The sequence below is a fragment of the Stenotrophomonas sp. SY1 genome (assembly GCF_021202945.1).
GTDB lineage: Bacteria > Pseudomonadota > Gammaproteobacteria > Xanthomonadales > Xanthomonadaceae > Stenotrophomonas.
The window spans coordinates 2,078,247-2,104,523 of sequence record NZ_JAJOYR010000001.1; the positions used below are offsets into that span (position 1 = coordinate 2,078,247).

General features: G+C 65.8%; 26 protein-coding genes. 18 read left to right on the top strand and 8 right to left on the bottom strand.

The genetic code is table 11. From position 1 onward, the window contains the following. The first annotated feature begins 102 nt into the window (after positions 1 to 102). The 5 genes from LR961_RS08770 to LR961_RS08790 all read left to right on the top strand — a co-directional run bounded on the left by LR961_RS08770 (position 103) and on the right by LR961_RS08790 (position 4,186). Complete coding sequence (locus LR961_RS08770) at positions 103 to 795, top strand: glutathione S-transferase (protein WP_232148317.1); 693 nt, start codon at positions 103 to 105, stop codon at positions 793 to 795. 37 nt (positions 796 to 832) lie between these two features. Continuing rightward, positions 833 to 2,395 carry a protein adenylyltransferase SelO gene (locus LR961_RS08775; protein ID WP_232148319.1) on the top strand — a complete coding sequence of 521 codons (1,563 nt, stop codon included), beginning with the start codon at positions 833 to 835 and terminating at the stop codon, positions 2,393 to 2,395. Positions 2,396 to 2,419: 24 nt separating this feature from the next. Then, a complete protein-coding gene (locus LR961_RS08780) occupies positions 2,420 to 2,947 on the top strand; it encodes an adenine phosphoribosyltransferase (RefSeq protein WP_232149294.1) in 528 nt (175 codons plus the stop codon). Between the two features lie 35 nt (positions 2,948 to 2,982). Then, positions 2,983 to 3,765 (top strand): thioesterase family protein, encoded by a 783-nt coding sequence (locus LR961_RS08785; RefSeq protein WP_232148321.1) that lies wholly within the window; start codon positions 2,983 to 2,985, stop codon positions 3,763 to 3,765. A gap of 76 nt (positions 3,766 to 3,841) precedes the next feature. Continuing rightward, complete coding sequence (locus tag LR961_RS08790; protein ID WP_232148323.1) at positions 3,842 to 4,186, top strand: hypothetical protein; 345 nt, start codon at positions 3,842 to 3,844, stop codon at positions 4,184 to 4,186. Between the two features lie 21 nt (positions 4,187 to 4,207). On the opposite strand, the gene LR961_RS08795 is transcribed toward LR961_RS08790, so the two are convergent. The 5 genes from LR961_RS08795 to LR961_RS08815 all read right to left on the bottom strand — a co-directional run bounded on the left by LR961_RS08795 (position 4,208) and on the right by LR961_RS08815 (position 10,129). Beyond that, entirely contained in the window at positions 4,208 to 5,563 is a 1,356-nt protein-coding gene (locus tag LR961_RS08795) for an acyl-CoA thioesterase/bile acid-CoA:amino acid N-acyltransferase family protein (RefSeq protein ID WP_232148325.1), read from the bottom strand. 84 nt (positions 5,564 to 5,647) lie between these two features. Then, positions 5,648 to 6,355 (bottom strand): LytTR family DNA-binding domain-containing protein, encoded by a 708-nt coding sequence (locus tag LR961_RS08800; protein ID WP_232148327.1) that lies wholly within the window; start codon positions 6,353 to 6,355, stop codon positions 5,648 to 5,650. Continuing rightward, the gene (locus tag LR961_RS08805) at positions 6,352 to 7,401 is read right to left on the bottom strand and encodes a histidine kinase (protein WP_232148329.1); all 1,050 of its coding nucleotides are present in this window, start codon (positions 7,399 to 7,401) and stop codon (positions 6,352 to 6,354) included. Before LR961_RS08805 ends, LR961_RS08800 begins: the two co-directional genes overlap by 4 nt. Before the next feature lie 15 nt (positions 7,402 to 7,416). Then, on the bottom strand, positions 7,417 to 8,793 hold the full coding sequence (gene dbpA, locus LR961_RS08810) for an ATP-dependent RNA helicase DbpA (RefSeq protein WP_232148331.1): 1,377 nt from the start codon (positions 8,791 to 8,793) through the stop codon (positions 7,417 to 7,419). A gap of 280 nt (positions 8,794 to 9,073) precedes the next feature. Then, the gene (locus LR961_RS08815) at positions 9,074 to 10,129 is read right to left on the bottom strand and encodes a YeiH family protein (RefSeq protein ID WP_232148333.1); all 1,056 of its coding nucleotides are present in this window, start codon (positions 10,127 to 10,129) and stop codon (positions 9,074 to 9,076) included. A gap of 97 nt (positions 10,130 to 10,226) precedes the next feature. Between LR961_RS08815 and LR961_RS08820 the strand changes: the two genes are divergently transcribed. The 3 genes from LR961_RS08820 to LR961_RS08830 all read left to right on the top strand — a co-directional run bounded on the left by LR961_RS08820 (position 10,227) and on the right by LR961_RS08830 (position 13,987). Beyond that, entirely contained in the window at positions 10,227 to 11,132 is a 906-nt protein-coding gene (locus tag LR961_RS08820; RefSeq protein WP_232148335.1) for a LysR family transcriptional regulator, read from the top strand. Positions 11,133 to 11,150: 18 nt separating this feature from the next. Continuing rightward, complete coding sequence (locus LR961_RS08825; protein WP_232148337.1) at positions 11,151 to 13,043, top strand: ATP-binding cassette domain-containing protein; 1,893 nt, start codon at positions 11,151 to 11,153, stop codon at positions 13,041 to 13,043. A 413-nt stretch (positions 13,044 to 13,456) separates the two neighbouring features. Continuing rightward, a complete protein-coding gene (locus tag LR961_RS08830) occupies positions 13,457 to 13,987 on the top strand; it encodes an SRPBCC domain-containing protein (protein WP_232148339.1) in 531 nt (176 codons plus the stop codon). 230 nt (positions 13,988 to 14,217) lie between these two features. On the opposite strand, the gene LR961_RS08835 is transcribed toward LR961_RS08830, so the two are convergent. Then, positions 14,218 to 14,661: a barstar family protein gene (locus tag LR961_RS08835; RefSeq protein ID WP_232148341.1), complete on the bottom strand. Its 444-nt coding sequence runs from the start codon at positions 14,659 to 14,661 to the stop codon at positions 14,218 to 14,220. Next, positions 14,658 to 15,125 carry a ribonuclease domain-containing protein gene (locus LR961_RS08840; protein WP_232148343.1) on the bottom strand — a complete coding sequence of 156 codons (468 nt, stop codon included), beginning with the start codon at positions 15,123 to 15,125 and terminating at the stop codon, positions 14,658 to 14,660. The genes LR961_RS08835 and LR961_RS08840 overlap by 4 nt, the downstream gene beginning before the upstream one ends. A 263-nt stretch (positions 15,126 to 15,388) precedes the next feature. Here LR961_RS08840 and LR961_RS08845 point away from each other — a divergent pair, with 263 nt between their 5' ends. After that, the gene (locus LR961_RS08845; protein ID WP_232148344.1) at positions 15,389 to 16,000 is read left to right on the top strand and encodes a superoxide dismutase; all 612 of its coding nucleotides are present in this window, start codon (positions 15,389 to 15,391) and stop codon (positions 15,998 to 16,000) included. Between the two features lie 473 nt (positions 16,001 to 16,473). On the opposite strand, the gene LR961_RS08850 is transcribed toward LR961_RS08845, so the two are convergent. Continuing rightward, a complete protein-coding gene (locus tag LR961_RS08850) occupies positions 16,474 to 17,286 on the bottom strand; it encodes an endonuclease/exonuclease/phosphatase family protein (protein ID WP_232148346.1) in 813 nt (270 codons plus the stop codon). A 159-nt stretch (positions 17,287 to 17,445) separates the two neighbouring features. On the opposite strand from LR961_RS08850, the gene LR961_RS08855 reads away from it, so the two are divergent. The 9 genes from LR961_RS08855 (at position 17,446) to LR961_RS08895 (ending at position 26,145) form a co-directional block, all read left to right on the top strand. Beyond that, a complete protein-coding gene (locus tag LR961_RS08855; RefSeq protein ID WP_232148356.1) occupies positions 17,446 to 19,020 on the top strand; it encodes an oligopeptide:H+ symporter in 1,575 nt (524 codons plus the stop codon). 11 nt (positions 19,021 to 19,031) lie between these two features. Beyond that, positions 19,032 to 19,643, top strand: a complete 612-nt coding sequence (locus LR961_RS08860) for a rhomboid family intramembrane serine protease (RefSeq protein ID WP_232148357.1) — start codon at positions 19,032 to 19,034, stop codon at positions 19,641 to 19,643. A 112-nt stretch (positions 19,644 to 19,755) separates the two neighbouring features. Then, positions 19,756 to 20,037, top strand: a complete 282-nt coding sequence (locus tag LR961_RS08865; protein ID WP_232148359.1) for a GNAT family N-acetyltransferase — start codon at positions 19,756 to 19,758, stop codon at positions 20,035 to 20,037. 54 nt (positions 20,038 to 20,091) lie between these two features. After that, positions 20,092 to 20,937, top strand: coding sequence for a DUF3298 and DUF4163 domain-containing protein (locus LR961_RS08870; RefSeq protein ID WP_232148375.1), 846 nt, complete (start codon positions 20,092 to 20,094; stop codon positions 20,935 to 20,937). Positions 20,938 to 20,958: 21 nt separating this feature from the next. Beyond that, positions 20,959 to 22,074, top strand: a complete 1,116-nt coding sequence (cfa, locus tag LR961_RS08875; RefSeq protein WP_232148377.1) for a cyclopropane fatty acyl phospholipid synthase — start codon at positions 20,959 to 20,961, stop codon at positions 22,072 to 22,074. A gap of 222 nt (positions 22,075 to 22,296) precedes the next feature. Continuing rightward, on the top strand, positions 22,297 to 22,791 hold the full coding sequence (locus LR961_RS08880; protein ID WP_232148379.1) for a MarR family transcriptional regulator: 495 nt from the start codon (positions 22,297 to 22,299) through the stop codon (positions 22,789 to 22,791). 8 nt (positions 22,792 to 22,799) lie between these two features. Then, a complete protein-coding gene (locus tag LR961_RS08885) occupies positions 22,800 to 24,947 on the top strand; it encodes an FUSC family protein (protein ID WP_232148387.1) in 2,148 nt (715 codons plus the stop codon). Then, positions 24,937 to 25,134, top strand: a complete 198-nt coding sequence (locus LR961_RS08890; protein ID WP_232148389.1) for a DUF1656 domain-containing protein — start codon at positions 24,937 to 24,939, stop codon at positions 25,132 to 25,134. The genes LR961_RS08885 and LR961_RS08890 overlap by 11 nt, the downstream gene beginning before the upstream one ends. Before the next feature lie 9 nt (positions 25,135 to 25,143). Further along, positions 25,144 to 26,145: an HlyD family secretion protein gene (locus tag LR961_RS08895; protein WP_232148391.1), complete on the top strand. Its 1,002-nt coding sequence runs from the start codon at positions 25,144 to 25,146 to the stop codon at positions 26,143 to 26,145. Positions 26,146 to 26,277: the final 132 nt, after the last annotated feature.

The window sequence follows — 26,277 nt, forward strand, 5'->3', positions numbered from 1 at the left end:
AGCGAAAGCTTCCGGCGTTTTCTTTTGCCTGCGATTCGGGCGTCATGCGTCCCTTTCGGGGAGGTGGTTAGGATGCGTCTTTGAATCTGCGGGGCATCGGCCATGATCAAAGTCCACCATCTGGACCATTCGCGTTCGCAGCGGGTGCTGTGGATGCTTGAGGAACTGGGCCTGCCGTACGAGATGGTGACCTACCAGCGCGATCGGAAAACATGGCTGGCGCCCAAGGCGCTGCGCGACGTGCACCCGCTGGGCAAGTCACCGGTGCTGGAAGACGACGGCCAGGTGCTGGCCGAGTCCGGTGCGATCCTCGAATACCTGGCCGACCGCTATGACCTTGAGCGCCAGGTTTCGCCCGAGCTGATGCCGGCCCAGGCTGCCGAGCGCCTGCACTATCGTTACTGGATGCACTACGCCGAGGGTTCGGCGATGCCGCCGTTGCTGATGGCGCTGGTGTTTGGGCGCATCCGCAGCGCGCCGATGCCGTTCTTCATCAAGCCGGTGGCGCGGATGATCGTCGACAGGACGATGCAGGGCTTCATTAGCCCGCAGTTGAAACTGCACCTGGACTGGATGGAGCGGGAACTTGGCCAGCGGCCATGGTTTGCCGGTGACCGGTTCACTGCCGCCGACATCCAGATGAGCTTCCCGGTCCAGGCGGCGGCCTCGCGTGGTGGGAGCATGGAGCGCTATCCGAACCTGCAATCCTTCCTTGCCCGCATCGCCGAACGCCCCGCATTCCAGCGGGCGGTGGCGCGTGGCGGCCCGCTGGACCTTGCCGCAGGCGCCAACTGAGCTTGCACCGATGGCTTGATGACCCCATCTGTCTGCCATGAACAACGCAAATCTGCTGTTTGACAACCGCTTCGTCACCGCGCTGCCGGGTGATGCCGAAACCGGCCCGCGTCGCCGCGAAGTGCTTGGCGCGGCCTGGTCGCAGGTTACTCCGACGCCGGTGGCTGCGCCGGTTCTGCTGGCGCATTCGCCGGAAGTGGCGGCGCTGCTTGGCTTCGATGAAGCGATGCTGCGCAGCCCGGAGTTCGCCGAGGTGTTTGGCGGCAATGCGTTGTACGAAGGCATGCGGCCGTGGGCGGCGAACTACGGCGGACACCAGTTCGGGCACTGGGCCGGGCAACTGGGCGATGGCCGTGCGATCTCGCTCGGTGAACTGATTGCCGATGGACGCCGCTGGGAGCTGCAACTCAAGGGTGCCGGTCCGACGCCTTACTCGCGCGGTGCCGATGGCCGCGCGGTGCTGCGTTCGTCGATCCGTGAGTTCCTGTGCTCGGAGGCCATGCACCATCTCGGCGTGCCGACCACGCGGGCGTTGAGCCTGGTGGCCACCGGTGAAGCGGTGGTGCGTGACATGTTCTACGACGGTCATCCGCAGGCCGAGCCGGGCGCGGTGGTGTGCCGGGTGGCGCCGTCGTTCATCCGCTTTGGCACGTTTGAACTGCCGGCATCGCGCGGCGATGTCGCGTTGCTGCGGCAGTTGGCGGAGTTCTGCATCGCGCGTGATTTCCCCGAACTGGCCGCTGCTGGCGAGCAGCGTTTCGTGCAGTGGTTTGAACTGATCTGCACGCGCACCGCGGTGATGGTGGCGCATTGGCTGCGCGTGGGTTTCGTGCATGGCGTGATGAACACCGACAACATGTCCGTGCTCGGCTTGACCATCGATTACGGCCCGTACGGCTGGGTGGAAAACTACGATCCGGAGTGGACGCCGAACACCACCGACGCGCAGGGGCGTCGCTACCGCTTCGGTACGCAGATGCAGGTGGCGTACTGGAACCTGGTGCGGCTGGCGCAGGCGCTGTCACCGCTGTTCGAGGATGCAGCGCCGCTGCAGGCCGGGCTGGACGCTTTCCGTGAGCGGTTTGCCGTGGAAGAGCGCGCGGCGCTGGTCGCCAAGCTTGGCCTGGGTGAATTCCGTGACGGTGACGAATTGCTGATGGAGCAGTTCCGCGAGCTACTGCACGAAGGCGAGATGGACATGACGCTCGCGTTCCGGGCGTTGGCGGAGGTGGACCCGGCCGCACCGGCGGTGGCACCGCTGGAGGAGGCGTTCTATTCGCCCGGGAAGCGCGAACAGGTGCTGCCCGCCCTGCAGGACTGGTTGCAGCGGTACGGCCAGCGCGTGCTGGCTGCCGGGCAGTCAGTGGCGGCGCGTCGCCGCGCCATGCAGGCGGCCAATCCGCGCTATGTGCTGCGCAACTGGCTGGCCCAGGAGGCCATCGACCGTGCCGAACAAGGCGATTTCGCCGGCATCACGGACCTGCTTGAAGTGATGCGTCATCCTTATGACGACCAGCCCGGCCGCGAGGCCTACGCGCGCAAGCGCCCGGAATGGGCGCGCGAGCGTGCCGGTTGCTCGATGCTCTCCTGCAGTTCCTGATTCCTTTTTCCGATACTCGACATGATGACTGTTTATCCCGATTGGTCGCACAAGATCCGCGACGTCAGCGACTTCCCCAAGCCCGGCATCCTGTTCAAGGACATCACGCCGTTGCTGGCCGATGCCGATGCTTTCCGAGCAGCGATCAAGGCAATGGCCGAACCCTGGCGTGCTGCCGGCGTGCAGGCGGTGCTGGGCGTGGAAGCGCGCGGCTTCATCCTCGGCGCCGCACTCGCGCTGGAGCTGGGCGCCGGCTTCGTGCCGGTTCGCAAGCCGGGCAAGCTGCCCGGTGCCACGCTGAAGCAGGAATACGCGCTGGAGTACGGCAGCGACCGCATCGAGGTCTGCGCCAGTGCGATCGCGCCGGGTACCCGGGTGGTACTGGTCGATGACGTGCTGGCTACCGGCGGCACGCTGGCCGCGGCATTGCTGCTGGCCGGACAACTGGAAGCTGACGTGCTGGGCGCTGCGGTGCTGGTTGAACTGGACGGCTTGGGTGGCCGAGCCCGTCTGCCGGCCGGCGTACCGTTGCAGGCCACCCTGGTTTACTGAAGCGGCCCTCGGGTTTTCATTCCAACGGAGTTCCCATGTCCAGCCTGAGCACGCTGTTGTCGTCCTTTGATGTTGAACGCGGGCTGGAGCTGCCCGATGACTGGCGCCAGGGGCGCACGGCCTATGGCGGCATCCTGACCGCGCTGGCCGTGGCGGCGGCGATGACAACCTATTCGGGGCAGATGCCGCCGCTGCGTTCGGTGCAGGTCACCTTCATCGGCCCGGCGGTGGGGCAGCTGGAGTTCCGGCCGCAAGTGCTGCGCGAAGGCAAGTCGGTGGTCAATGTCGGCGTGGATGTGATCGCCGAAGGCGCGCTGGCCGCGCGCCTGGCGCTGGTGTTCGGGCGTTCGCGCGATAGCGCCATCGCCCACGATTTCGGCCCGTTGCCAGCCGTTCCGGGGCCGGAGGCGTGCCGGGAATTCAACATGTCGGGGATGCCGTTCGCGCCGGCTTTCACCCGCAACTTCGTGATGCGCCCGGCCGGTGGCGCGCAGCCCATTTCCGGTGCCACGCATCCGGAACTGTTGATCTGGATGCGGCACGTGGATGCCAGCGGTGTGGACCCGGCGGTTGCGCTGGTGGCCATGGCCGATGCGTTGCCGCCGGCAGCGTTCACCAGCTTCACCGCAGCGGCGCCGATCAGCTCGATCAACTGGAGCTTCGACATGCTTGAGCCGGTGCCGGTGGGCGAGTGGTTCCTGCTGCGCTCCTTCAGCGAGCATGCGCGCGATGGGTATTCATCGCAGGACATGCAGGTGTGGAACGCGCAGGGCCAGTTGCTGCTGCGTGGCCGGCAGAGCGTGGCGGTATTCGCCTGAGCAGGCCCGTCCGGCCAGCCATTGCCTGAAAGCGCGCGGCAGGCAATGATCGGCCGGGATTTCCACGGGGCAGAACATGCGGATTCTTGGCTGGATGGCGGTGCTGGCGGCGATGTCGGGCTGGAGCGCCTGGTTTGTTATCTGCAATGTCTACGAGTTTTCATTGCCGCTTGATCCGTGGGCGCTCGCCTTCGGCTGGCTGATCACGCTGGTCGCCTGCGTGCAGTCGCTGCGGTCGGCCCATCGCCGGGCGTGGGGATGGGGCCTGTGCGGATTGGCGAGCTGCTTCGGCATGTATCTGCTGCTGGTGCATCGCGGACTGGGGCATGGCGCCGCGCTGGCGGTACTGGTGGTTGTCGCGCTCGGCGTGTTTGCATTGACGATGAAGGTGGCGCGCCGGAGCCGGGTGCAGGCTCCGTAGCCGGGCACTGCCGGCATTGGCCTATTGGGCCAGTGCCTTGCGCAGGAACGCCAACACCGCCGGTCCGCTTTCCCGATCCGCGCGTGCATAGCCTGCCGGCGTTCCGCCCACCGGGATGTAGGGGCCGGTGTCGTGACGGAAGGTGGTGGGCTGGTACATCTGCGTGATCAGGTGGCCGGCATCGGAGTAGTACAGCAGCACATCGGCCTGCGGCGCGGCGCGGCGCTGCAATCGGCGCATGGCCACGGCCGCCATTTCCCCTGAAGCGCCCAGCTGGTCATCGCCACCGGCCACCAGCAGCAGCGGGCCGTTGATGCGTTCGATGGGGAATGTGGCCTGTTCGAGGGCTGCGGCATGTTCGCCGGGCTGGTTCCAGTTGATCCCTTCCAGGTAGGGCAGGAACGGCAGGTCACGGCCGCCGAGGCTCAACGCCGGCAGGTCCGCGGCCCTGAAGTCCGCTGGCGGTACGTCCCGGCGGATGCCGCGGAAGGGCGCCGGGCTGCCTACCCAGGACACCACCGCTTCCAGGCGTGGATCATGCGAGGCCGCCGCCATCGCGACGATGCCTCCCCATGAGCCGCCCATCACCCCGATGCGGCCGGCGAAGCGCTGGGTGCGCAGCCAATCCGCTGCGCGGCTGACCGGGTCGATCGGCACGCGGATCAGGTCGCTCGGCAGGCCGGGCATGCGGTAGTAGGCCACCGCCACCGCGACGAAGCCGTTGGAGGCCAGCCAGGCCGCGTAGTAGTTGGCGGTTTCGATGCCGCCTTCGGCACCGCCGAGCGTGATCACCACCGGATGCTGGCGCCCATCATCCAGCGCACCGGCGGGGAAGTAGAGGTTTGCCACCACGCCGTCGAGCTGAAGCGTGCGGGCGTTGACGTGAGTGCTGTTGATGCGCCGGATCAGGGTCTGCTCGCCGACCATCTTGCCTTCAACGAAGGCCTGCAACTGGAAGTGGACGGGCTTGAACAACAGGCCATCGTCGCTGCGGGACATCGGCAGCGGCGTTGGCTGGCCGCGGCCATCCTTGGGCTGCATTGACCAGAACAGGCCCATTGCATCGACGCCTGCGTAGCTGCCGGCCTCGGCGCCGCTGTTGGCGGTATCCACGCGGCCTTCGACATCGGCACGGAACGTGGCCTGCGACAGCCATTCAACGTCACGGCTGTCGCGCATGGAAAGGCGCAGCTGCACCGGCTGGGTGGGAAGTAGCCCATCAACGCGGATCTGAACGGGCTGGTCGCCGGGGCCGTCGGCCGGGGTTGCGACAAGGCGTGCGGCAGCGGAAGAAAGGCTGACGCCCATGAGTACGGCGGCGAGCAGGTAACGGCGCATGGCGGGATTCGATATCGACGGAGCGGCGATGGTGTCCATCGGCGCTGCGGGTTGATAGTGCCGCGCGCGGCGGTTGGCACCGGCCGTGCGGGCAATGGCACAAGCCGTGCGTGCGACTCCGGTCTAGCTGCGCGCGCGCATGGCCGCGTCGAACGCGTCGCGGTACAGGCGGCTCAGCGGCAGGCGGTTATCGTCGGTCAGCAGCAGGGTCGCATCACCGTTGCGGCGTGGTTCGAGTGTGCGTACCCGGGCCAGGTTGACGATCACCGCCCGCTGCACCTGGATAAAGCCGGCCGGCGCCAGCTGTTCGGCCAGCCGGCCCATGCTTTCGCGCAGCAGATGTACCTGGCGGCCGACGTGGATGCAGGCGTAATGGCCGGCATTGTCGATGTAATCGATATCGGCCACGGCCACGTAGTCGGTGCGGGCGCCGTTGCGGATGCACAGCGATTGCAGGGCCGGACTGCCGGCATGGGCGAGCTGTCGCCGTGCACGTTCCAGCGCCAGCGCCAGGCGCGTGCCGTCCAGCGGTTTGAGCAGGTAGTCGACCGCACCCAGCCCATACGACTCCACCGCATGTTGCGCATGGGCGGTGGTGAAGATGACCAGCGGTGCAGGTGCGGGCAATTGGCTGGCCAGTTGCAGGCCATCGTTGCCGGGCATCTGGATGTCGAGCAGCAGCAGGTCCACGGGTTCGTGCTGGAGCAGTTGTCGCGCCTGTTCGACATCACCGGCTTCACCGCGGATGTCGATGTCGGCGTGCGCGGCCAGCAGGTGGCGCAGCTTGTCGCGGGCGAGGGGCACGTCATCGACCAGCAGTACGCGGATCATGCGGAGTGCACCATCGTCTGCATCGGCAGTCGGATACGGACGTGGCAATGGCCGGCGTCGCGCGTGACCTCGACCGACGCGCGCGCGCCATGCAGGGCGTGCAGGCGCTGGCGGCTGGCCTCCAGTCCGATCCCAAGGCCCGGCGATGCTTCGCCGCAGGGGTTGCCGAGCAGGATCTCCAGCATGCCGGCGTGGACGCTCATCGACAGGGTGATGGCGCCCTCCGGCGCACCTGGCGCTGTGGCGAAACGGATCGCGTTCTCGACGAACGGTTGCAGCAGCAGCGTGGGAACTGTGGCCTGCCAGGCCTCGTTGTCGGCATCCAGCTCCAGCGGCAATGGCTGTTCCTGCAATAGTTGCTGCAGCTCGATGAAAGCGACGGTGTTGGCCACTTCCTCCCGCAGCGCGATGGCCGGTGCGCTGTTGAGCAGGTTGCGCAGCAGTTCGCCGAGCTGGGCCAGAGCGGCGTCGGCACGGGCCGCATCGCGGTAGCCCAGGCTGCCGATGGCGTTGAGTGCGTTGAACAGGAAGTGATGGTTCAGCCGTGCCGCCAGCGCCTGCTCACGCGCCTGCGCCAGCAGTTCACCCCGGCGGTGATAGCGCTGGATGTAAGCCAGCGTCTGGCCGATGCCGATTACGGCGAAGTAGGTGGTCAGGGCGAACAGGCTGGTCGCGAGCACCGCGCGCGGCCAGCCATCGGGCAACGGCAGCGGCTGGGGCAGGTGTGACAACACGAAACCCAGCAACCAGCCGCACAGCGACAACGCTGGAATCAACGGCAGCCCGATCAACAGCAGCGTGCCGATGACACGCGGGTCATTGCCCATCCCCAGCGGCCAGCGCCGACACAGTTGCCAGAGCGCCGGCGTCACCAGCGCCCAAGGCAGTTGGATGCCAAGCAGGAACACGAAGTTCCTTGCCAGTGACAGCCACAACGGGTTGTCACTGGCCGGGCTGGTGAGCTGTACGGCCGGCAAGGTCACCACCGCCAGCAACAGCCAGCCGGCGGCGATGAAACGCAGGGGCACGCGCTTGCGTTGTTGCATCAGTGGCCTGCGATATCAGACCTTGCGGACGCGGAAACGCTTGCCCTTGATTTTGCCGGCTTCCAGTCGCGCCACCGCCTTTGCCACTTGTTCGCGGCTGATTGCCACGTAGGAGCGGGTCGGGAAGATGTCGATCTTGCCGATGGCCTTCGCCGACAGGCCGGCTTCTCCGGTCAGTGCGCCGAGGATGTCGCCGGCACGCAGCTTGTCGGTCTTGCCGCCATCGATGCGCAGGGTGGTCATCGCCGCCTGCGGCAGCTCGGCCGGGCGCGAGGTGGCCAGTGGCGTCTTCTGCCAGTTGAGCGGGTTGCCCTGCGCCGCTTCCAGTGCATCGGCGCGGTTGCGCTCGCGGCCGGCGACCAGGCTCAAGGCCAGCCCGTTGCGACCGGCACGACCGGTACGGCCGACGCGGTGCTGGAAGGTGTCGATGTCGGTCGGCAGCTCGTAGTTGACCACTGCGGCGAGGTCTTCCACGTCCAGGCCGCGCGCGGCCACGTCGCTGGCGACCAGCACGTTGCAGCTGCGGTTGGAGAACTGCAGCAGCACTTCATCGCGGTCGCGCTGTTCCATCTCACCGTGCAGGGCCAGCGCCGAGAAACCGAACTGGCGCAGCGAGTTGGCAACTTCGTCCACGTCCTTGCGGGTGTTGCAGAACACCACCGCCGATTCGGGCGTGTACTTGAGCAGCAAGCCGCCGAGTGCCTTCTGCCGATGGGCCGGTTCCGCTTCGAAGAACAGCTGCTGGATGGCCGGCGCTTCGGACTGGCCGGTGATGGTGACCTCGACCGGCTCGTTGAGCAGGGCACGGGCCAGCTCGCGGATTTCCTCCGGGAAGGTGGCCGAGAACAGCAGGCTCTGGCGTTCTTTGTGGGTGCGGCCGGCGATTTCGCGGATGGGCTCCTCGAAGCCCATATCCAGCATGCGGTCGGCTTCATCGAGCACGAAACCACGCACCTGGCCCAGGTTGAGGGCACGCTTGCGCGCCAGTTCCTGCACGCGGCCGGGCGTGCCGACCACGATGTGCGGGTCCTGCGCTTCCAGAGAGGCCAGCTGCGGGCCCAGCGGCATGCCACCGGTGAGGATCAGCAGCTTGAGGTTGGGGATGCCGGTGGCCAGCTTGCGCAGCTGCTTGCCTACCTGGTCGGCCAGTTCGCGGGTGGGGCAAAGCACCAGCGCCTGGGTGCGGCCGTTGGTCGGATCCAGGCGGTTGAGCAGGCCCAGACCGAAGGCGGCGGTCTTGCCGCTGCCGGTGGGGGCCTGTGCGATCACGTCGCGGCCTTCCAGGATTGGCGGCAGGCTCTGCGCCTGCACCGGCGTCATCGTGGTGTAGCCCAGCGCGTCGATGCCGGGAGCGAGTGCCGGGGACAGCGGCAGGGTAGAGAAATCATTCATGCGGCATTTTCGCAGAAAAGTCCGCAAGCCGTTGGTGTCAAAGCCCCTTTCCCGCTTGCGTGAGAGGGGTTGGGGCGAGAGGCGGCTCCTGGCACGTGGAGCCGGAAGCCTGAAAACGAGAAGCCAGAAGCGCCCCCATCCGCCCTCGGGGCACCTTCCCCCGCAGGCGGGGGAAGGGAGTGTCAAAGCTCCGTAGGCCGGTGAGAGGGCATTGCCGGGTAGGCGGGTACACGATGCAAGGAGCAGGAAGCAGGAAGCAGGAAGCAGGAAGCAGGAAGCATCACAGCACGGCGCGTACCGCCAGATTGATCAGCATCCCGCCGCCCAGCAGCCAGAGGAACAACAGCATCGCCAACAGCATCGGCTTGCTGCCGGCCTGGCGCAGCGCAGAAACATGGGTTGTCAGGCCCAGCGCGGCCATCGCCATCGCCAACAGCGCGGTATCCAGTTCGACCAGGGCGTTGACCACGCCGGCCGGCAGCAGTTGCAGCGAGTTGAATGCGACCATGGCGATGAAGCCAAAGGCAAACCACGGGACGGTGATCTTCGAGCGCTGCCCGTCGGCATGGCGTTGACCGCGCGCCAGCAGTGCCGACAGCCCCACCAGGAACGGCGCCAGCATCATCACCCGCACCATCTTGGTGATCACCGCAGCGTCGGCCGCGGGCTCGCTGATTGCGCGGCCAGCGGCGACCACCTGGGCAACCTCATGCACGGTGGAGCCGGTGAACACGCCGAAGGCGGTTTCATCCAGCGGCATCCAGCCGGCGCTGACGCCCCATTGGTACAGCAGCGGGTACAGGAACATCGCCAGTGTGCCGAACACCACCACCGTCGCCACGGCCACGGCAACCTGCTCGGCGCGACCCTTGACCACGGGTTCGGCCGCCATCACCGCAGCCGCGCCACAGATTGAACTACCGGCGCCGATCAGCAGGGACGAATTGCGATCCAGCCCCAGCACGCGCGTGCCCAGCCACCAGGCCAGGGCGAAGGTGGAGCACAGCACCAGCGCATCGATCACCACGCCCGTCGCGCCGACCTGGCCGATGTCCTGCAATGTCAGGCGCAGGCCATAGAGGACGATGCCGGCGCGCAGCAGGGTGGCCTTGGAAAACCCAACGCCGGCCGCCGCGCGCGGCGCCAGCGAAGGGTAGGCGGTGTTGCCGATGGCGATGCCGAGCACGATGGCCAGCGTCAGCGCGCTGATGCCGTGGGCCTGCATCCAGGGCAGGGTGCCCAGCCAGATCGACAGGCCGGCGATGAGCGCGGTCAGCAGCAGGCCGGGGAGGCGGTTGGATGTGGGCTGGATCGGCCCTTGTGTGACGGTGTTCATAACGATGGGTTATCAGAAGGTGGCCCATCCTGCTTCGACTGCCATCAGCTGTAAAACAGATACTATTCGTATATTCAACCTGTTTTATGGATAGGTCATGCATCTTTCCCTGCGCCAGCTGCAGATCTTCTGCGCCATCGCCGAGGCCGGTACCACCACCGCGGCCGGCGAAACCATCGGTTTGTCGCAATCGGCGGTGAGCGCAGCGCTGAACGAACTGGAAAGCCTGCTGGGCCTGGTGCTGTTCGACCGGGTCGGGCGCCGCCTGGTACTCAACGCGCACGGCCGCGCGCTGCTGCCGGAGGCCCGGGCGCTGCTGGCCGGCATGGCGGACATCGAGCGGCGCTTCAGTACCGGGCGTGAAGCCACGGCCCCGGTGCGCTGGCGGGTGGGGGCCAGCACCACCATCGGCAACTACCTGATGCCGGGGCGCATCGCCGACCTGCTGGAGCGCAACGGCCACGCCCATGTGGATCTGGTCATCGGCAACACCCGCGAGGTGACCGCCGCCGTGCAGCACCTGGAAGTGGACATCGGCCTGATCGAAGGGCCGAATCACGAGCCGGGGCTGGAGGTGGCGCAATGGCTCGATGACGAGCTGGTCATCGTTTACGGCCCGCGCCACCCGCAGGCGACCGCGTTGCGGGCCGGCGCCGACCTGGCGCAGCTGCGACAGGCCTGCTGGCTGCTGCGCGAGCCCGGCTCAGGTACCCGCGAAGCGGCTGAACAGGCCTTGTTGCCGCATCTGCACGGGTTTGCCGAGGTGCTGCAGTTGGGCGGGACCGAGGCGATCAAGCAAGGGGCCGTGGCCGGCCTGGGCCTGGCCTGCCTGTCCCGGCATGCGGTGGCCGACCTGGTCGCGCTGGGCAAGCTGCAGGTGCTGGACACCCCGCTGCCGCGGCTGCACAGGCAGCTCTGGGTGGTGCGCCATCCCGGTAAACGGGTGCCAGCCAGCCTGCGCCAGCTGCTCGGCTTGCCGGCGGACGTCTTCGTCGACGGTTGACTCCCGTACAATGGGCGGATGCCTTTGATTACTTTGCAGAACGTCGACTACAGCGTCGGCGGCCCGTTGTTGCTGGAAAAAGCCGAACTGTCGATCGAAACCGGCGAACGCATCGCCCTGATCGGCCGCAACGGCGCCGGCAAATCCACTTTGATGAAGCTGATGGCCGGCGAGCTCAAGCCCGACGACGGCGAGGTGCGCGTCCAGCAGGGCGTGCGCGTCACCCGGTTGGAGCAGGAGGTGCCACATGGCGCTGCCGGCAGCGTGTTCGACGTGGTGGCCGATGGCCTGGGCGAACTGGGCCACTGGCTGGCTGAGTTCCACCGCCTGAGCCATGCAGAGGTGTTCGATGGCGAGGCTATGGGCAACGTGCAGGCCAAGATCGACGCCGCCGATGGCTGGGGCCTGGATCAGCGCGTGGCCGAAACCCTGACCAAGCTGGAGCTGGATGGCGATGCCGAATTCGGGCGTTTGTCTGGTGGTATGAAGCGCCGCGTGCTGTTGGCACGCGCGCTGGTTGCTGGCCCAGACGTGCTGCTGCTGGACGAACCGACCAACCACCTGGACATCGAAGCCATCGATTGGCTGGAAGGCTTCCTGAAGGGCTGGAATGGCTGCGTGGTGTTCGTTACCCATGACCGTCGCTTCCTGCGCGCGCTGGCCACCCGCATCGTCGAGATCGACCGCGGCCAGGTCACCAGCTGGCCGGGCGACTGGGAAAACTACGAGCGCCGCCGTGAGGAACGCCTCAACGCGCAGGCGCAGGAGAACGCCCGCTTCGACAAGCTGCTGGCCCAGGAAGAAGTGTGGATCCGGCAGGGCATCAAGGCCCGTCGTACCCGCGACGAAGGCCGTGTGCGCCGCTTGAAAGCCATGCGCAACGAGCGCGTGCAGCGCCGCGAGCTGGGTGGCAACGTCAAGCTGGAAGCCGCGGGTGCGGAGAACTCCGGCAAGAAGGTCATCGACATCAAGGACGTGAACTTCTCGTTCGGTCAACGCACGATGATCAAGGACTTCTCGACCGTGATCCTGCGCGGTGACCGCATCGGCCTGATCGGCCCCAACGGCAGCGGCAAGACCACCTTGCTCAAACTGCTGCTGGGCGAGCTGCAGCCGGACAGCGGCGAAGTGCGCCAGGGCACCAATCTGCAGATCGCCTATTTCGACCAGTACCGCGCCACCCTGCGCGAGGACTGGAGCGCGATCGAGAACGTGGCCGAAGGCGCGGACTTCATCGACCTCAACGGCAAGCGCAAGCATGTGCATGCCTACCTGCAGGACTTCCTGTTCACCCCGGAACGTGCGCGCGCACCGATCACCCGCCTGTCCGGCGGCGAGCGCAACCGCCTGCTGCTGGCCAAGCTGTTCGCGCAGCCGTCCAATCTGCTGGTGATGGACGAACCGACCAACGACCTGGACGTGGAAACCCTGGAGCTGCTGGAAGAGCTGCTGGGCGACTACACCGGCACGCTGCTGCTGGTCAGCCATGACCGTGACTTCCTCGACAACGTGGTGACCTCCACGCTGGTGCTGGAAGGCGAGGGCAAGGTGGGTGATTACATCGGTGGCTACAGCGACTCGCTGCGCCAGCGCCCGGCACCGGCGATGAGCGGCATGGCCGTGGCCAAGGCTTCGGCGACCGCCGCACCTGCGGCCAAGCCGGCCGCCCCGGTTGCAGAGCCGGCAGCGGCCAAGCGCAAGCTCAGCTTCAAGGACGCACGCGAACTGGAACAGCTGCCGGCAAAGATCGAGAAGCTGGAACTGGACGTGGAAGGCCTGACCAGCGCGATGAATGATCCGTCGTTCTACACCCGTTCCAGCGCTGAAGTGACCGCGCACACCCAGCAGCTGACCAAGGTGCAGGCCGAGCTGGATGCGGCCTACGCGCGCTGGCAGGAACTGGACAGCTGAGACCGAACGGCCGGGGTTGCACCCCGGCCCAGGGCGCTGCTCCCGTAGGGGCGGCGCCGGCCGCGCGAAGCCAGCAATTTTCGACGACGCCGCTCCTGTAGGAGCGGCGTCAGCCGCGAGGCCAGGAATCCATGAAGAACGCTGGATTCCCGCAACTGCAATGAACCCTGTGAACGCTCGTTCTCGACTGGTGCGGTGACGTCGCAACCCATGCAGGAGAGGCGTCAGCCGCGAAGCCGGAATTGTCTGACCGCGCCAGATTTCAATGCTCGCAATGAGCACGCCGCCGTTTGCCGCCCGCGCAAATCGCGCGTCCTGACACGCCGCCGGCTTCACGACCAACCTCGTTCCTGCGGCGCTACCACAGGCGCATCGCAACTGGCATGCTGCGGCTTTACGGCCCGGGAGGCCTTATGCGTCGCATCCGTGCAGGTGTCGCCGTGTTGGCGGCCATCCTGGCCTTGCCGCTCCATGCCGAGGTCAAAGACGCCGCGCCCGGCGGTTTCACCGTTGAGAACAGTGCCGTCGTCCAGGCATCGCCGGAGCGGGTATGGGCGGTGATGATCGATGAGGTCGACCAATGGTGGCCCAAGGATCACAGCTGGTGGGGCAGGGCCTCGCGGCTCAGCATCGACCCGCGTGCCGGTGGCTGTTTCTGCGAAACAGCGGGTGGGCAGCAGGCCCAACACCTGCAGGTGGTGTTCGTTGACCCCGCACGCACCCTGCGCATGACCGGTGGGTTGGGGCCGCTGCAGGGCATGGGCCTGCATGGCGTCGCCGAATGGACGCTCAAGGCTGAAGGCAGGAACACACGGGTGACGTGGCGTTATCGCGCCGGCGGCTACACGCCCGATGACCTGTCCGGCTTCTCCGCAATCGTGGACAAGGTCCAGGCCCAGCAGCTGGACGGGTTGGTGCAGCGGGTGAAGGCTGGCAATCCGTAGCTTGTCAGCAGGAACGCCCGGCGGCTGCAGGAGCGGCGTAAGCCGCGAGTCCGGGATTCTGGAGGGCAGGGAGTGCGGGCGATTGCAGCCGTTGGGGCCGAGCGTTCGTGACTGTGGGATGTCGCGCGCTGTGGTCAGCTTCGCGGCTTACGCGCTCCTGCGCGGGCGGGCAGGGGCTGGGACTTCATCCCAGCCAGGGTGCAGCACGATGGCGAATCCCGAATCCGAGCTCAGTTAAGCGTCGCGCCGTCCACGATGCCGCCTTCGGGCAGCTCCAGAAACGCCCAGAACGGAACGGCGTCTTCGGCCCAACTGGCCGAGGCTTCGGAAAGAACGTCGAGCAACGTGTTGAAGTCCTCGATGCTTGACTGGCGCAGGCAGTCGGCGTCGTTGAACAGCAGGGCATAGCCGTTGGCCGGCAGCCAGGACAGGTCGCGCAGTGCGTCGGAAAGCGCATCCCAGTTGCGGCCCCAGCCCGGCGGGAAATCCAGTTGGGTGCCGATGCGCATCAGTAGCGTGCGCTTGTCGGCACAGTCTTCCAGATCAATCCGGCAAACCCGCAGCCCGGCATCGCGTGCTACCGCGGCCAAGCCGCCCAGATCGCCGTGGGCGACGCCGTAGACGCCTGCCTGGCTCGCGTCTTCCAGGCCCATGTCGAAACCGCTGTCAGTCATTGCTGTTCTCCCGATGCGGGAACTTCAAAACTGCGGAAGCTCTCGTAGTGGTCGTCGGTGTAGTACCAGGCATCGGGCGGATCGCCGCCGGTCACGATGCGCTTGGCGCCACGATGATCCAGTCCGGGTGTATCCACGGTGTATTCGCGGTAATAGCCGCGTGGACGCTGTGGCAGCAGTCGCTCGCGGTTGCCGAACACGCTGCCGTCCTTGCGGTGCGGGTAGGGACCGCCGCGTTGGATCAATGCAATGGTTTCGCGCGCTTCGGCAGGCAGGAAGGCCGGCAATGGGTCCCTGGGCTTGCTGGCCTGTCCAGCAGGGGGTGCGGGAGTAGCGGGCAGGCTCGAGTCCTGGGTCAGCGACGGTGCGAACTGCGGTGGCGGCGGTTGCTGCACCACGCGCATTCCCCACAACCCTCCGATGAGGAGGATGACAGCGATGACCAGGAGTAAGGGCTTGCGCATGGGAGATGGTGCAGGTTGCGGAACAGGGGGTGATTATCAGGCCAGCGCGGTGTCTTTTTTGAACGGCAAGCTCGCCAGCATCCGTTTCACGTTCGGGTAACAAAGCGGGCGTGTGTTGCGATGGTGTGGCTGCTGACCCAGTAGCGGGACAAAGTTTCCTTTACATCGCCCTTGGTAAGTTGCTCGTTCGTCCCTACCATTCATAGCGCACTGCCCGACTTTTCGGTCGGGCACGAAAACCCGGTATCTAAAGGAGATCCCTCATGGCCTATACCCTGCCCACGCTGCCTTACGCATACGACGCCCTGGAACCGCATATCGACGCGGCCACGATGGAAATCCATCACTCCAAGCACCACCAGACCTACATCAACAACGTCAACGCTGCGCTGGAAGGCACCGAATACGCCGACCTGCCGGTGGAAGAGCTGGTCAAGAAGACCAAGTCGCTGCCGGAAAACCTGCAGGGCCCGGTGCGCAACAACGGTGGTGGCCATGCAAACCACTCGCTGTTCTGGACGGTGATGTCGCCCAACGGCGGCGGCCAGCCGGTCGGTGACGTGGCCAAGGCGATCGACGCGCAGCTGGGCGGCTTCGAGAAGTTCAAGGAAGCCTTCACCAAGGCGGCACTGACCCGTTTCGGCAGCGGCTGGGCGTGGTTGAGCGTGACCCCGGACAAGAAGGTGGTCGTGGAGTCCTCGGCCAACCAGGACAGCCCGCTGATGGACGGCAACACCCCGATCCTGGCGCTGGATGTGTGGGAACACGCCTACTACCTGAAGTACCAGAACCGTCGTCCGGAATACATCGGCGCGTTCTTCAACGTGGTCGACTGGAACGAAGTCGAGCGTCGTTACCAGGCCGCCATCGCCTGATCCAGGCGCCATGCCTGCCGTGTCTTCGAGACGGTAGGGCAGGCGGAAATACAGAGGCTGGGCAGAGATGCCCAGCCTTTGTTGTTTCTGGCAGATGTTGGGCGTCTTGAAAAAAAGGACGTTGTAGGAGCGGCCTCGGCCGCGAAGCCGGCAATGCCAGATCTACGGCGCGAACTGCCATCGCGAGGGTGCCGACGACATGGCGCGTCAGCGGATACGTGCCTCGCGGCCGAGGCCGCTCCTACAAGGCCGGCCAGTCTCCGGGGCAGGGGCGGCAATTCGAGCACCAGCGGTGCATCCGCATGCGATTTCATGGCAATCGCAGGTAGTGGATGCCGTAGGAGCGGCTTGAGCCGCGAAATTGGCAAGGCCAGGCCGTCGGCGTGAACTGCCATTGCAGGATTGCCAACGACATGATGCGTCAGCGGATACGTGCTTCGCGGCCGAGGCCGCTCCAGTAATTCCGGGCGCTTTCAGGGAGCGGCGGCGGGCTGCTCGCTGACCACCCGGGTTACCCGCAAGGTGGCCAGCATGCCCAGCACCAATGGTGCATCCGCTTCCGATCCGGTCGTGAGCTCGATGGGCCGGCGCGAGATGTCGGCGAAACTGCGGACCTGATAAAGCACGTCCATGCCATGTTCGTTGTCCGCCTTGCCCGCGCGGGCGTCGCGCCGGTACGCCGAAGGATTGCGCCGCATCGGTTGGAACCCCGGCAACTGACGCACCAGCTCGTCGGTGGTGGCGGCGAAATCGCCGACGATCAGCGTGGGCAGGCCATCGCTGGTGGCGTCCATCCACGAGCGCAGATCGGCCGCCTGATGGCCACGGGCGACGGTGCTGTTCTCGCCCGGCCGCATCCGTGCCACATAGAGGTTCAACTGGGCCTGGTTCAGCTGCAGGCGTTGCATGCCGGCGGCAGCCGGGGTCTGGTCACCATGCAGCAGGGTGATGGCATCCTCCAGTGCGGTCAGCCGGCTCAGCACCGCGCTGCCATGGCGTTCGGGCTGGCTGGGGCGGTCGGAGCTGATGAAGTCGCAGCTGTATTTGAGTCGTCCGCCGAGCCAGCACGCCGGGTTGGCGGTGTCGCCGGACTGGTGCACGTCCTGCACCACGATCACGTCGGCTTGCAGGCCCTGCATGAGCTCGACGATGCGTTCGCGATTGTCGGTCCAGGCCTCGGCGGCCGTGGGCAGACGCAGGCTGGCGATCTTGATGACCGGTGTGGCCGGCTCCGCTAATACCGAAAATGAAAGCACCAGCAAGCCAAAGCAGCCCAAACGCAACATCAGAAAAACCCGCAGGGACGAGTCCTTATCCTAGCGCCGGCCCCGTCTAGAGGTCGTGCAGACCGCCACACCGGGTACAGCGCCGGGCCTGGCCAGGCAGGCGTGATGGCAGCGTGATCGGTTACGCTTGCGACCTTTGTACCAACGGATCGCCTTCAGATGACGACCAGTCACGTAGCAGCAAGCCCCGCCCCAAAGGGCACAATGCCCCGCCAGATTCCCTACATCATCGGCAATGAGGGCTGCGAACGGTTCAGCTTCTACGGGATGCGCAACATCCTGGTGCAGTTCCTGATCACCTCCACGCTGCTGCAGCACATCCTGGATTCGGGTGAGCGCGCGCTGGCGGCCAAGGACCTGATGCACACCTTCATGATCGGTGTGTACTTCTTCCCGCTGCTGGGCGGCTGGGTCGCCGACCGCTTCTTCGGCAAGTACAACACCATCCTGTCCTTCAGCCTGGTGTACTGCCTGGGCCATGCGTTCCTGGCCATGTTCGAGGAAAGCCGCATGGGCTTCTTCGCCGGCCTGGGCCTGATCGCCTTCGGTGCCGGTGGCATCAAGCCGCTGGTGGCCTCGTTCGTCGGTGACCAGTTCGACCAGAGCAACAAGCACCTGGCCAAGAAGGTATTCGACGCCTTCTACTGGATCATCAATTTCGGCTCGCTGTTCGCCTCGCTGACCATGCCGCTGTTCCTGAAGAACTTCGGCCCGGCCGTGGCCTTCGGCATTCCGGGCCTGCTGATGTTCATCGCCACCTTCGTGTTCTGGCTGGGCCGCAAGAAGTACGTGCTGATCAAGCCGGACACGGCCGAGAACCCGCATTCCTTCAGCAAGGTCATCCGCACCGCGCTGTTCGCCCAGAAGGCTGGCAAGGGCCGCCCGGGCATGTTGCTGGCCGGCCTGGGTCTGGTTGCTGCGGTGGTGTCGCTGGCGATGACCCCGGTGCTGGGCTTCGTGATCGCGGCCTGTATCGCGTTGGTGCTGATCATTGCCGGCGTGGGCGGCGGTGCGTGGCTGCAGCTGGACCGCGCCCGTGGCGTTCACCCCGATGAAGCGGTCAACGGCGTGCGCAACGTGCTGCGCGTGCTGGTGATCTTCGCCCTGGTCACCCCGTTCCATTCGCTGTTCGACCAGAAGGCTTCGACCTGGGTGCTGCAGGGCGAGGAGATGACCAAGCCGGCGTGGTTCGTGGCCTCGCAGATGCAGGCGTTGAATCCGGCGCTGGTGATGATCCTGATCCCGTTCAACAACCTGGTGTTGTATCCGATGCTGGCCAAGCTCGGTTGGGAGCCCACCGCGCTGCGCCGCATGACCGCAGGCATCGCCTTCAGCGGCCTGGCCTGGATCGTGATCGGTGGCATCCAGGTGGTGATGGACGGCGGCGAGCCGATGTCCATCGTCTGGCAGATCCTGCCATACGCGCTGCTGACCTTCGGCGAGGTGCTGGTCTCGGCCACCGGCCTGGAGTTCGCCTACAGCCAGGCCCCGCAGTCGATGAAGGGCGTGGTGATGAGCTTCTGGAACCTGACCACCACGGTCGGCAACCTGTGGGTGCTGCTGGCCAACTTCGCGGTGCGCAATGATGCGGTGACCACCAACATCGCCACCACCGGCCTGAGCGTGACCGCGTTCCAGATGTTCTTCTTCGCCGGTTTCGCGTTGTTGGCGGCCTTGGCTTTCGGCCTGTACGCGCGGCGCTATAAAGTGGTCGACAACTACCGGGCGGCTTGAGGATACAAGGCGTGATCACCCTGATTCTGATTGCCATCACCGCACTGGTGTCCTGGCAGGGCTTCAACAACCGCAAGCTCGCTGACCGGCTGATCCTGTGGCCGCCGGCGGTCGACCGTCACAAGCAGTACGACCGGCTGGTGACCTACGGTTTCCTGCATGCGGATTTTTCGCACCTGCTGTTCAACATGGTCACGCTGTTCTTCTTCGGGCGCCCCATCGAAGCATTGATGGGGCGGCTGACCGGGCATTGGTGGGTGTTCCCGCTGTTCTATCTGCTGGCGCTGGTGGTCTCGATCCTGCCCAGCTACCTGAAGAACCAGAAGAACCCCAACTACATGAGCCTGGGTGCGTCCGGTGCGGTGTCGGCGGTGTTGTTCGCCTACATCCTGGTGGCGCCGTGGTCGTTGATCTTCGTGTTCTTCATCCCGGCCCCGGCCATCCTGTACGCCCTGTTCTATGTGGGCTACAGCATCTGGATGGACAAGAAGGGCGGCGACAACGTCAACCATAGCGCGCACCTGGCCGGTGCCGCGTTCGGCGTGATGTTCATGCTGTTCATGTCGCCGGACCTGCTGCAGCACTTCCTGACCAATCTGATGAACCCCAGCTTCGGCCGCTGATCGGGTTGGCGCAGGCTGGGATCGCATCCCTGCCTGCGTTCCTGGCGCTGCTTTGCCGGGACAGCGTCCCGGCCTACGATGGTGGTCCCTGGCCCTCACACGGAGTACGTCCATGACCGCACCGGCTTCCATCCAGCACAACCCTGCCGAACACTGTTTCGAGACCACCGTGGACGGGCACCGCGCGGTGCTGGATTACGAGCTGGAGAACGGGGTCATGGTCATCACCCACACCGGTGTGCCGCAGGCCATCGGTGGGCGCGGCATTGCCGCCGAGCTGACCCGCGCGGCGCTGGAACATGCACGCAGCAATGGGCTCAAGGTCGTACCGGCCTGTGCGTACGCGGCGGCTTTCATGCAACGTCATGGCGAATACACAGCCCTGCTGGGATAATCCGCGCGCTTGGCCAGGCCCGCCCGGGCGGCTGGATTATCGAGGACAGAGCGCATGAAAAGATTTGCACAGGGATCGTTTGCCACAGCGGTGTTGCTGTTGGCATTGGCAGGCTGCCGGCAGGATGGGCAGCAGCAGGAAGCTTCAGGCGCACCACCGGCACCGGCCGCCCCGCAGGCCGACGCAGGCGCGGCTGCGCCGACGACCGATACGGTCGACCTGGCCGACGTCATCGAACAGACCCCCAGTTACATGGTCGGCATCAGCTACCCGCCGGCAGCAGCCAAGTACCCCGGTCTGGCCCGCGAGCTGAGCAGCTACGCAGAGCACGCCAAGGCTGAGCTGCTCAAGTCCGTGAGCGGGTTGGGCAACGACAAGCCAACCGCTCCGTATGAGCTGTCGCTGTCCTTCGACATGCTGACCGAAACCCCGAAGGTGGTGACCGTGGCGGTGGACGGCAGCAGCTACACCGGGGGCGCGCACGGGCAGCCGCTGGTGGGTCGTTTTGTCTGGTTGCCGGAGCAGCAGAAGCTGCTCAAGGCTGAAGACCTGATCGGTACCGCGCCGGGTTGGCAGGCGGTCAGCGACTATGTCGAGGACAAGCTGCTGGAACAGGCCATGGTCCGCACCCAGGGTGAGGACATCGCGCCGGAGGAGCAGCAGGCTCAGGTGCGCAACCTGTCCAGGATGATCGACGAAGGTACCTCGCCGGACGCCGGCAATTTCAGCCAGTTCCAGCCGGTGCTAGACGAGGCCGGACGGATCAGCGCGCTGCGTTTCGTGTTCCCGCCGTACCAGGTGGGGCCGTACTCGGATGGCACCCAGACCGTCGATGTGCCGGCGGCCGTGCTGCTGCCGCACGTGGCAGCCAGCTATCGGGAGCTGTTCGCTCACCCGTAAAGAACGCCGTGGAGGGCAGCGATGGATGCTGGACTGCAACGCCGTGTGGAAGCGCTGTTGAACGAAGCTGATGTCGTGGCCGGTGGGCAACGCCCGCAGGACATCGATGTGCTGGACCCGCGCTTCTACGCGCGGGTACTGGCCGAAGGCTCGCTGGGTCTGGGCGAGAGCTACATGGAAGGCTGGTGGCAGGCCCATTCGCTGGATGGTTTCCTGACCCACCTGCTCGATGCGCGCCTGGACGAGCGGGTGCATGGCAGCGGGGACGTCTGGGACGCGCTCAAGGCCAAACTGTTCAACCTGCAGGCCGGGCAGGGCAGTTATGAAGTGGGCAAGCGCCATTACGACCTCGGCAACGACCTGTACCAGGCCATGCTTGGCAAGCGGCTGGTCTACAGCTGTGGCTACTGGGCCCAGGCCCGCAGCCTGGACGAGGCGCAGGAAGCCAAGCTCGATCTGATCTGCCGCAAGCTCGGCCTGCAACCGGGCATGCGCGTGCTGGATATCGGCTGCGGCTGGGGCGAGGCGCTCAAGTACGCCGCCGAGCGCTACGGCGTGCAGGGTGTTGGCGTGACGATCTCCAGCGAGCAGGCCGAGTTTGCACGTGCCTTGTGCGCCGGGCTGCCGGTGGAGATCCGTCTGCAGGACTACCGCGAGCTGGACGAGGATTTCGACGCAATCCTGTCGGTGGGGATGTTCGAGCACGTCGGGGTCAAGAACTACCGCACCTACTTCGAAGTCGCCCGGCGCTGCCTGGGCGAGGACGGCCTGTTCCTGCTGCACAGCATTGGCACCAACGTCAGCCGCGATCGCACCGACCCGTGGATCGCCAAGTACATCTTTCCCAATTCCATGTTGCCCTCGGCCGCGCAGATCAGCACCGCGATGGAAGGGCTGTTCGTGCTGGAGGACTGGCACAACTTCGGCACCGATTACGACCGCACCCTGCAGGCCTGGCGCAGCAACGTGGAGGCTGCCTGGGGCCGGCTTGATCCGCGTTACGACGAGCGTTTCCGGCGCATGTGGCGCTTCTACCTGGCTGCCTCCATGGCCACGTTCCGGACCCGTCATTCGCAGCTGTGGCAGTTGGTGCTGTCACCGCGTGGCGTGCGCAGCGGCTACGTAGCGCCGCGCTGAAGAACGGCGGGACCCGCCGGCCGGGATCGAAGCCCGGCAGACCTGATGGTCGATGGGTCTGCTGCTGGGCTTCATGCCGGCCTGCGGGCTGGCGACGACACCAGGACCACGTGGTTCAAAGATGAACGCCGGTTAAGGTTGTTGGGCCGGCGCTTCGATTTACGTTTACTTGTTGATATTACAGTTGTGTAATACGTCGATCCTCCCCATCGGTTTATCGCGATGAGCAGCTTCGACCCGACTGAAATCCGTATCGACGCCACCTGCCAACGCTGGCCTGGGTTTCCGCGTGAGCCGGCAGTGCTGGTGCGGCTGATCAAGGGTCTGTACAAGACCGTGCACGATCACGCCAACGCGGTGCTGCGTGACTACGATCTCAGCCACGCCGAGTACAACGCGCTGATGATGTTGTACGGAACGCCGGACCGGCCGTTGAGCCCGTCCGAGCTGGCAGACGCGGCCACCGAGAAGTCGGCCAACATCACCCGCCTGAGCGACCAGCTGCACGGCAAGGGTTTGATCGAACGCATTCCGCACGCCGAGGACCGCCGCAAGCTGGAGCTGCGTCTCACCGCTGATGGCGTCGCCTTGGTCGAACGCCTGTTGCCGGACATGTCGCGGCTGCTGCGCCAGCAGGTGCAGGGTCTGAGCGAACCCGAGCAGCATCGGTTGGAGCAGCTGCTCAAGAAGATGCTCGACAGCGTGGACGCGGTCTGAGGCAGACGATGTCCGCTGTTCCTTCACAAGTCTCTGCTGCTGCCGGCGATGGCCGTTGGTACCACGGCCTGCGCGGCTTTCTCAAAGGCGAGGCCGACACCTGGCTGTTCGTGCTGCGCACGGCGCTGTCGCTGTTCCTGACCGGCTGGCTGGCCATGCGCATGCAGTTGCCGCAACCGGGCACGGCGATGCTGACCACGGTGATCGTCATGCACCGGCAGAGCGGCATGGTGCTGGCCAAGGGCTTCTACCGGGTGCTGGGCACGCTGGTGGGTGCGCTGGCCGCGCTGTTGATTGTGGCCTTGTTTCCGCAGCAGAGCGCGCCGTTCCTGCTGGTGATGGCGTTGTGGATCGGCGCGTGTGCGGCTGGCGCCACGCTGTATCGCAACTTCAAATCCTATGCGTTCGTACTGGCAGGCTACACCGCGGCGATCATCGCCTTGCCGGTGATCGCCACCCATCCGGGCCATGTGTTCGATTCGGCCGTGGCGCGCATTTCCGAAGTGATGCTGGGACTGGCGGTCAGCGCGGTGATCAGCGACACGGTGTTGCCGGTGCGCCTGCGCGACACGCTGCGCAGCGCGGTGCGCGCACAGTACGCCAACTTCCTGGAATTCGTGCGCGAGGCATTGCAGGGCCAGTTGCCGCGCGAACGCATGGAGCAGGTACATCTGCGCGCAGTGCGTGATGCGGTTGCGTTGGAAGACCTGCGTAGCTCGGTGATCTTCGAGGACCCGGAGGCACGGGCGCGCAGCGTGCATCTGTTGCAGTTCAACCAGCGCTTCATGGCGGTGTCCACCAGCTTCCAGTCGCTGCATCACCTGATCAACCGGCTGCTGCGGCAGGGCACCCCGGCCGCCCAGGCGTTGCTGGCGCTGTATCAGCCCTTGGGCGTCGCCCTGCAGATAAACCCGCAGGACATGCCACCGGAACAGCTGGCCAATGACATCCGCCAGGTGCAGAAGAATCTTGCGGTACATGCAGCCCGCCTGCGCGAAGAGCTTGGCGACCCCGCGCAGATCGAAGACTTCGACGTCGGCATGGATCTGCTGCGCCGTTTCACCCACGAGCTTGAGGACTACATCCGTGCCCGTGGCCATCTGCTGCATCGGGTGGTGCCGGCCGTGGCTGACCTGCGTGTGCGCTTCGTGCGCGGCAACGACCATGCCGGCGCGCTGCTTACGCTGATCCGCACCACGGCGACGATGTTGCTGCTGGGAACGTTCTGGGTGGCAACGGGCTGGCCGATGGGCGCCAACGCGATGCTGCTGGCCACGATTTTTTCCGGCCTGTTCGCCACCACACCCAACGCGGCGCAGCTGACCAGCAAGCTGTTGGGCGGCTATCTGGTGGGGCTGCTGGCCGGTTATGTCTGCGAGTTCTGGGTGCTGACGCGGATGGACGGCTACGCCTTCCTGGTGGCTGGAATATTGCCGTTCCTGATCGCCGGCCTGTACCTGGCCAGCCGGCCGAAGTCCGGCGCTTTCGGTCTGGGCTACACGATGGCGCTGGTCAGCATCCTGGCCATCGGCAACCCGATGCCATTCAACCCGCAGCTGTTCTTCAACGATGCGCTGGCACAGGCGGCCGGCTTGGCTGCGGCGGGCGTGAGTTTCCTGCTGCTGCCGCCAGCCGTGGGCAGCGGTTGGCTGCGGCGCCGGCAGATGGCCGCGCTGCGCGGACAGGTGCGGCTGGCCGCGCAAGGGCCGTTGCCTGGCCTGCGGCACCGGTTTGAAAGCACGAACAGCGACCTGGTCCATCAGATCGTGGCGCATACCGTGCCGGGCAGTGACGCCTCGCGCAGCCTGCTGGCCTGGGCGCTGGCGGTCAACGAAACCGGCCGCGCCCTGATCCATCTGCGCCACGACCTGGCCAAGGAGCCGTTGCCCGTGTCACTGCAACATCTGGTGCAGTCTGCGGTGGTGGCGCTGGCCAGCTTCTTTGCCGCGCCTTCGCGCGCGGCGTGGCGCCAGACCGATGAACAACTGCAGCGGGCCATCGATGCAGCGCGCGCGCAAGCGACTGCGCCCGGTGTGAAGAAAGTACTGCGCCATCTGCGGCTGGTAAGGCTGGCAATGGTGGATGACCACTCGGTAATGGCCGCCTACATCACCCCGGTCGAGCCGAACCAGGAGCCTGCTTCCCATGCCCATTGAGTTTGCTTTTGGCGGCAGCCTGTTTCCGGGTTTGCTGGTGCTGTTCTGCGTGGTCTGCGTGCTGTTGTGGGTGCTGGACGCGGTGGCCGGCCGACGCGGCTGGTACCGGCATGTGTGGCATCCGTCGTTGTTTCGCGTGGCGTTGTTCGTTTGTCTTTTCGGCGGCTTCGGCCTGCTGCTGTTCTGAGATATCTCCATGTCCCCCAAGACTCAAACCCTGCTTCGTATCTCCATTACTTCCGTGGTTGTCGTGATCGCGGCGCTGGTGGCTGTGGCCATGTGGCGGCACTACATGTACTCGCCATGGACACGCGAAGGACGCCTGCGTGCCGAAGTGGTGCGGGTTGCGCCGGATGTATCCGGGCCGGTCACCTCGGTAGCGGTGCGCGACAACCAGCTGATCCGGCGCGGTGACGTGCTGTACACCATCGACCAGGCCCGTTATCGCAACGCATTGGCGCAGGCACAGGCCAATCTTTCCGCCGCGCAGGCCGCCGCACGCGCAGCGGGAGCAAGCATCCAGGCCGCCGCTGCCGGTGCCGAGCAGCAAAGTGCAAACGCCAGCCGTTACCAGCAGCAGTACGAACGGCGCCAGCGCATCGGCGGCAGCCTGATCTCCGAAGAAGCACGCAGCGACGCGCTCAGTGCAGTGCAGGCTGCGCGTGCGGGCGTGGCGCAGGCGCGTGCCAGCCGGCAGCAGGCCAGTGCGTCACAGCAGCAGGCCTTGGCCGCGGTGGAGCAGGCACAGGCCGCGCTGGATACGGCGGCATTGAATCTGGAGCGCACCCAGGTGCGCGCGCCGGTGGACGGTTATGTCACCAACCTGGAAGTACGCGCCGGCGACTACGCCAGCGCCGGCGCGGCGCGGTTGGCGGTGATCGATACCGCTTCGTTCTGGGTGTACGGCTACTTCGAGGAAACCAAGCTGGCGCAGTTGCGGGTGGGCGAGGGCGCGCAGATCCAGTTGATGAGCGGGCAGCCCCTGCACGGCCACATCGAGAGCATCGCGCATGGCATCACCGACGCCGACAGCCCTACCGGCAGCGACCTGCTGGCCAACGTCAACCCGACCTACAACTGGGTGCGCTTGGCGCAGCGCATTCCGGTGCGGATCAAGCTTGATCCGGGCACTGTCGGCAATGGCGTGGTGCTGGCCAATGGCATGACCGCGACGGTGATTGTTGAGGCTGGGACCTGAGGGTTCGAAGGCTGCCCTCGTCGCTCAAAAGCTACCCCTCCCCAACCCTCCCCTTGGCTGCGCCAAAGGGAGGGGGCAAGAGCGGGTTTCGCTGCGACCTGGCAGGGCATGCAATACCGCCCCCTCCCTTTG

Coding starts and splice junctions, on each gene's coding strand:
- LR961_RS08770 (WP_232148317.1), top strand. CDS start 103: ATGATCAAAGTCCACCATCTGGACCATTCGCGTTCGCAGCGGGTGCTG.
- LR961_RS08775 (WP_232148319.1), top strand. CDS start 833: ATGAACAACGCAAATCTGCTGTTTGACAACCGCTTCGTCACCGCGCTG.
- LR961_RS08780 (WP_232149294.1), top strand. CDS start 2,420: ATGACTGTTTATCCCGATTGGTCGCACAAGATCCGCGACGTCAGCGAC.
- LR961_RS08785 (WP_232148321.1), top strand. CDS start 2,983: ATGTCCAGCCTGAGCACGCTGTTGTCGTCCTTTGATGTTGAACGCGGG.
- LR961_RS08790 (WP_232148323.1), top strand. CDS start 3,842: ATGCGGATTCTTGGCTGGATGGCGGTGCTGGCGGCGATGTCGGGCTGG.
- LR961_RS08795 (WP_232148325.1), bottom strand. CDS start 5,563: ATGGACACCATCGCCGCTCCGTCGATATCGAATCCCGCCATGCGCCGT.
- LR961_RS08800 (WP_232148327.1), bottom strand. CDS start 6,355: ATGATCCGCGTACTGCTGGTCGATGACGTGCCCCTCGCCCGCGACAAG.
- LR961_RS08805 (WP_232148329.1), bottom strand. CDS start 7,401: ATGCAACAACGCAAGCGCGTGCCCCTGCGTTTCATCGCCGCCGGCTGG.
- dbpA (WP_232148331.1), bottom strand. CDS start 8,793: ATGAATGATTTCTCTACCCTGCCGCTGTCCCCGGCACTCGCTCCCGGC.
- LR961_RS08815 (WP_232148333.1), bottom strand. CDS start 10,129: ATGAACACCGTCACACAAGGGCCGATCCAGCCCACATCCAACCGCCTC.
- LR961_RS08820 (WP_232148335.1), top strand. CDS start 10,227: ATGCATCTTTCCCTGCGCCAGCTGCAGATCTTCTGCGCCATCGCCGAG.
- LR961_RS08825 (WP_232148337.1), top strand. CDS start 11,151: ATGCCTTTGATTACTTTGCAGAACGTCGACTACAGCGTCGGCGGCCCG.
- LR961_RS08830 (WP_232148339.1), top strand. CDS start 13,457: ATGCGTCGCATCCGTGCAGGTGTCGCCGTGTTGGCGGCCATCCTGGCC.
- LR961_RS08835 (WP_232148341.1), bottom strand. CDS start 14,661: ATGACTGACAGCGGTTTCGACATGGGCCTGGAAGACGCGAGCCAGGCA.
- LR961_RS08840 (WP_232148343.1), bottom strand. CDS start 15,125: ATGCGCAAGCCCTTACTCCTGGTCATCGCTGTCATCCTCCTCATCGGA.
- LR961_RS08845 (WP_232148344.1), top strand. CDS start 15,389: ATGGCCTATACCCTGCCCACGCTGCCTTACGCATACGACGCCCTGGAA.
- LR961_RS08850 (WP_232148346.1), bottom strand. CDS start 17,286: ATGTTGCGTTTGGGCTGCTTTGGCTTGCTGGTGCTTTCATTTTCGGTA.
- LR961_RS08855 (WP_232148356.1), top strand. CDS start 17,446: ATGACGACCAGTCACGTAGCAGCAAGCCCCGCCCCAAAGGGCACAATG.
- LR961_RS08865 (WP_232148359.1), top strand. CDS start 19,756: ATGACCGCACCGGCTTCCATCCAGCACAACCCTGCCGAACACTGTTTC.
- LR961_RS08870 (WP_232148375.1), top strand. CDS start 20,092: ATGAAAAGATTTGCACAGGGATCGTTTGCCACAGCGGTGTTGCTGTTG.
- cfa (WP_232148377.1), top strand. CDS start 20,959: ATGGATGCTGGACTGCAACGCCGTGTGGAAGCGCTGTTGAACGAAGCT.
- LR961_RS08880 (WP_232148379.1), top strand. CDS start 22,297: ATGAGCAGCTTCGACCCGACTGAAATCCGTATCGACGCCACCTGCCAA.
- LR961_RS08885 (WP_232148387.1), top strand. CDS start 22,800: ATGTCCGCTGTTCCTTCACAAGTCTCTGCTGCTGCCGGCGATGGCCGT.
- LR961_RS08890 (WP_232148389.1), top strand. CDS start 24,937: ATGCCCATTGAGTTTGCTTTTGGCGGCAGCCTGTTTCCGGGTTTGCTG.
- LR961_RS08895 (WP_232148391.1), top strand. CDS start 25,144: ATGTCCCCCAAGACTCAAACCCTGCTTCGTATCTCCATTACTTCCGTG.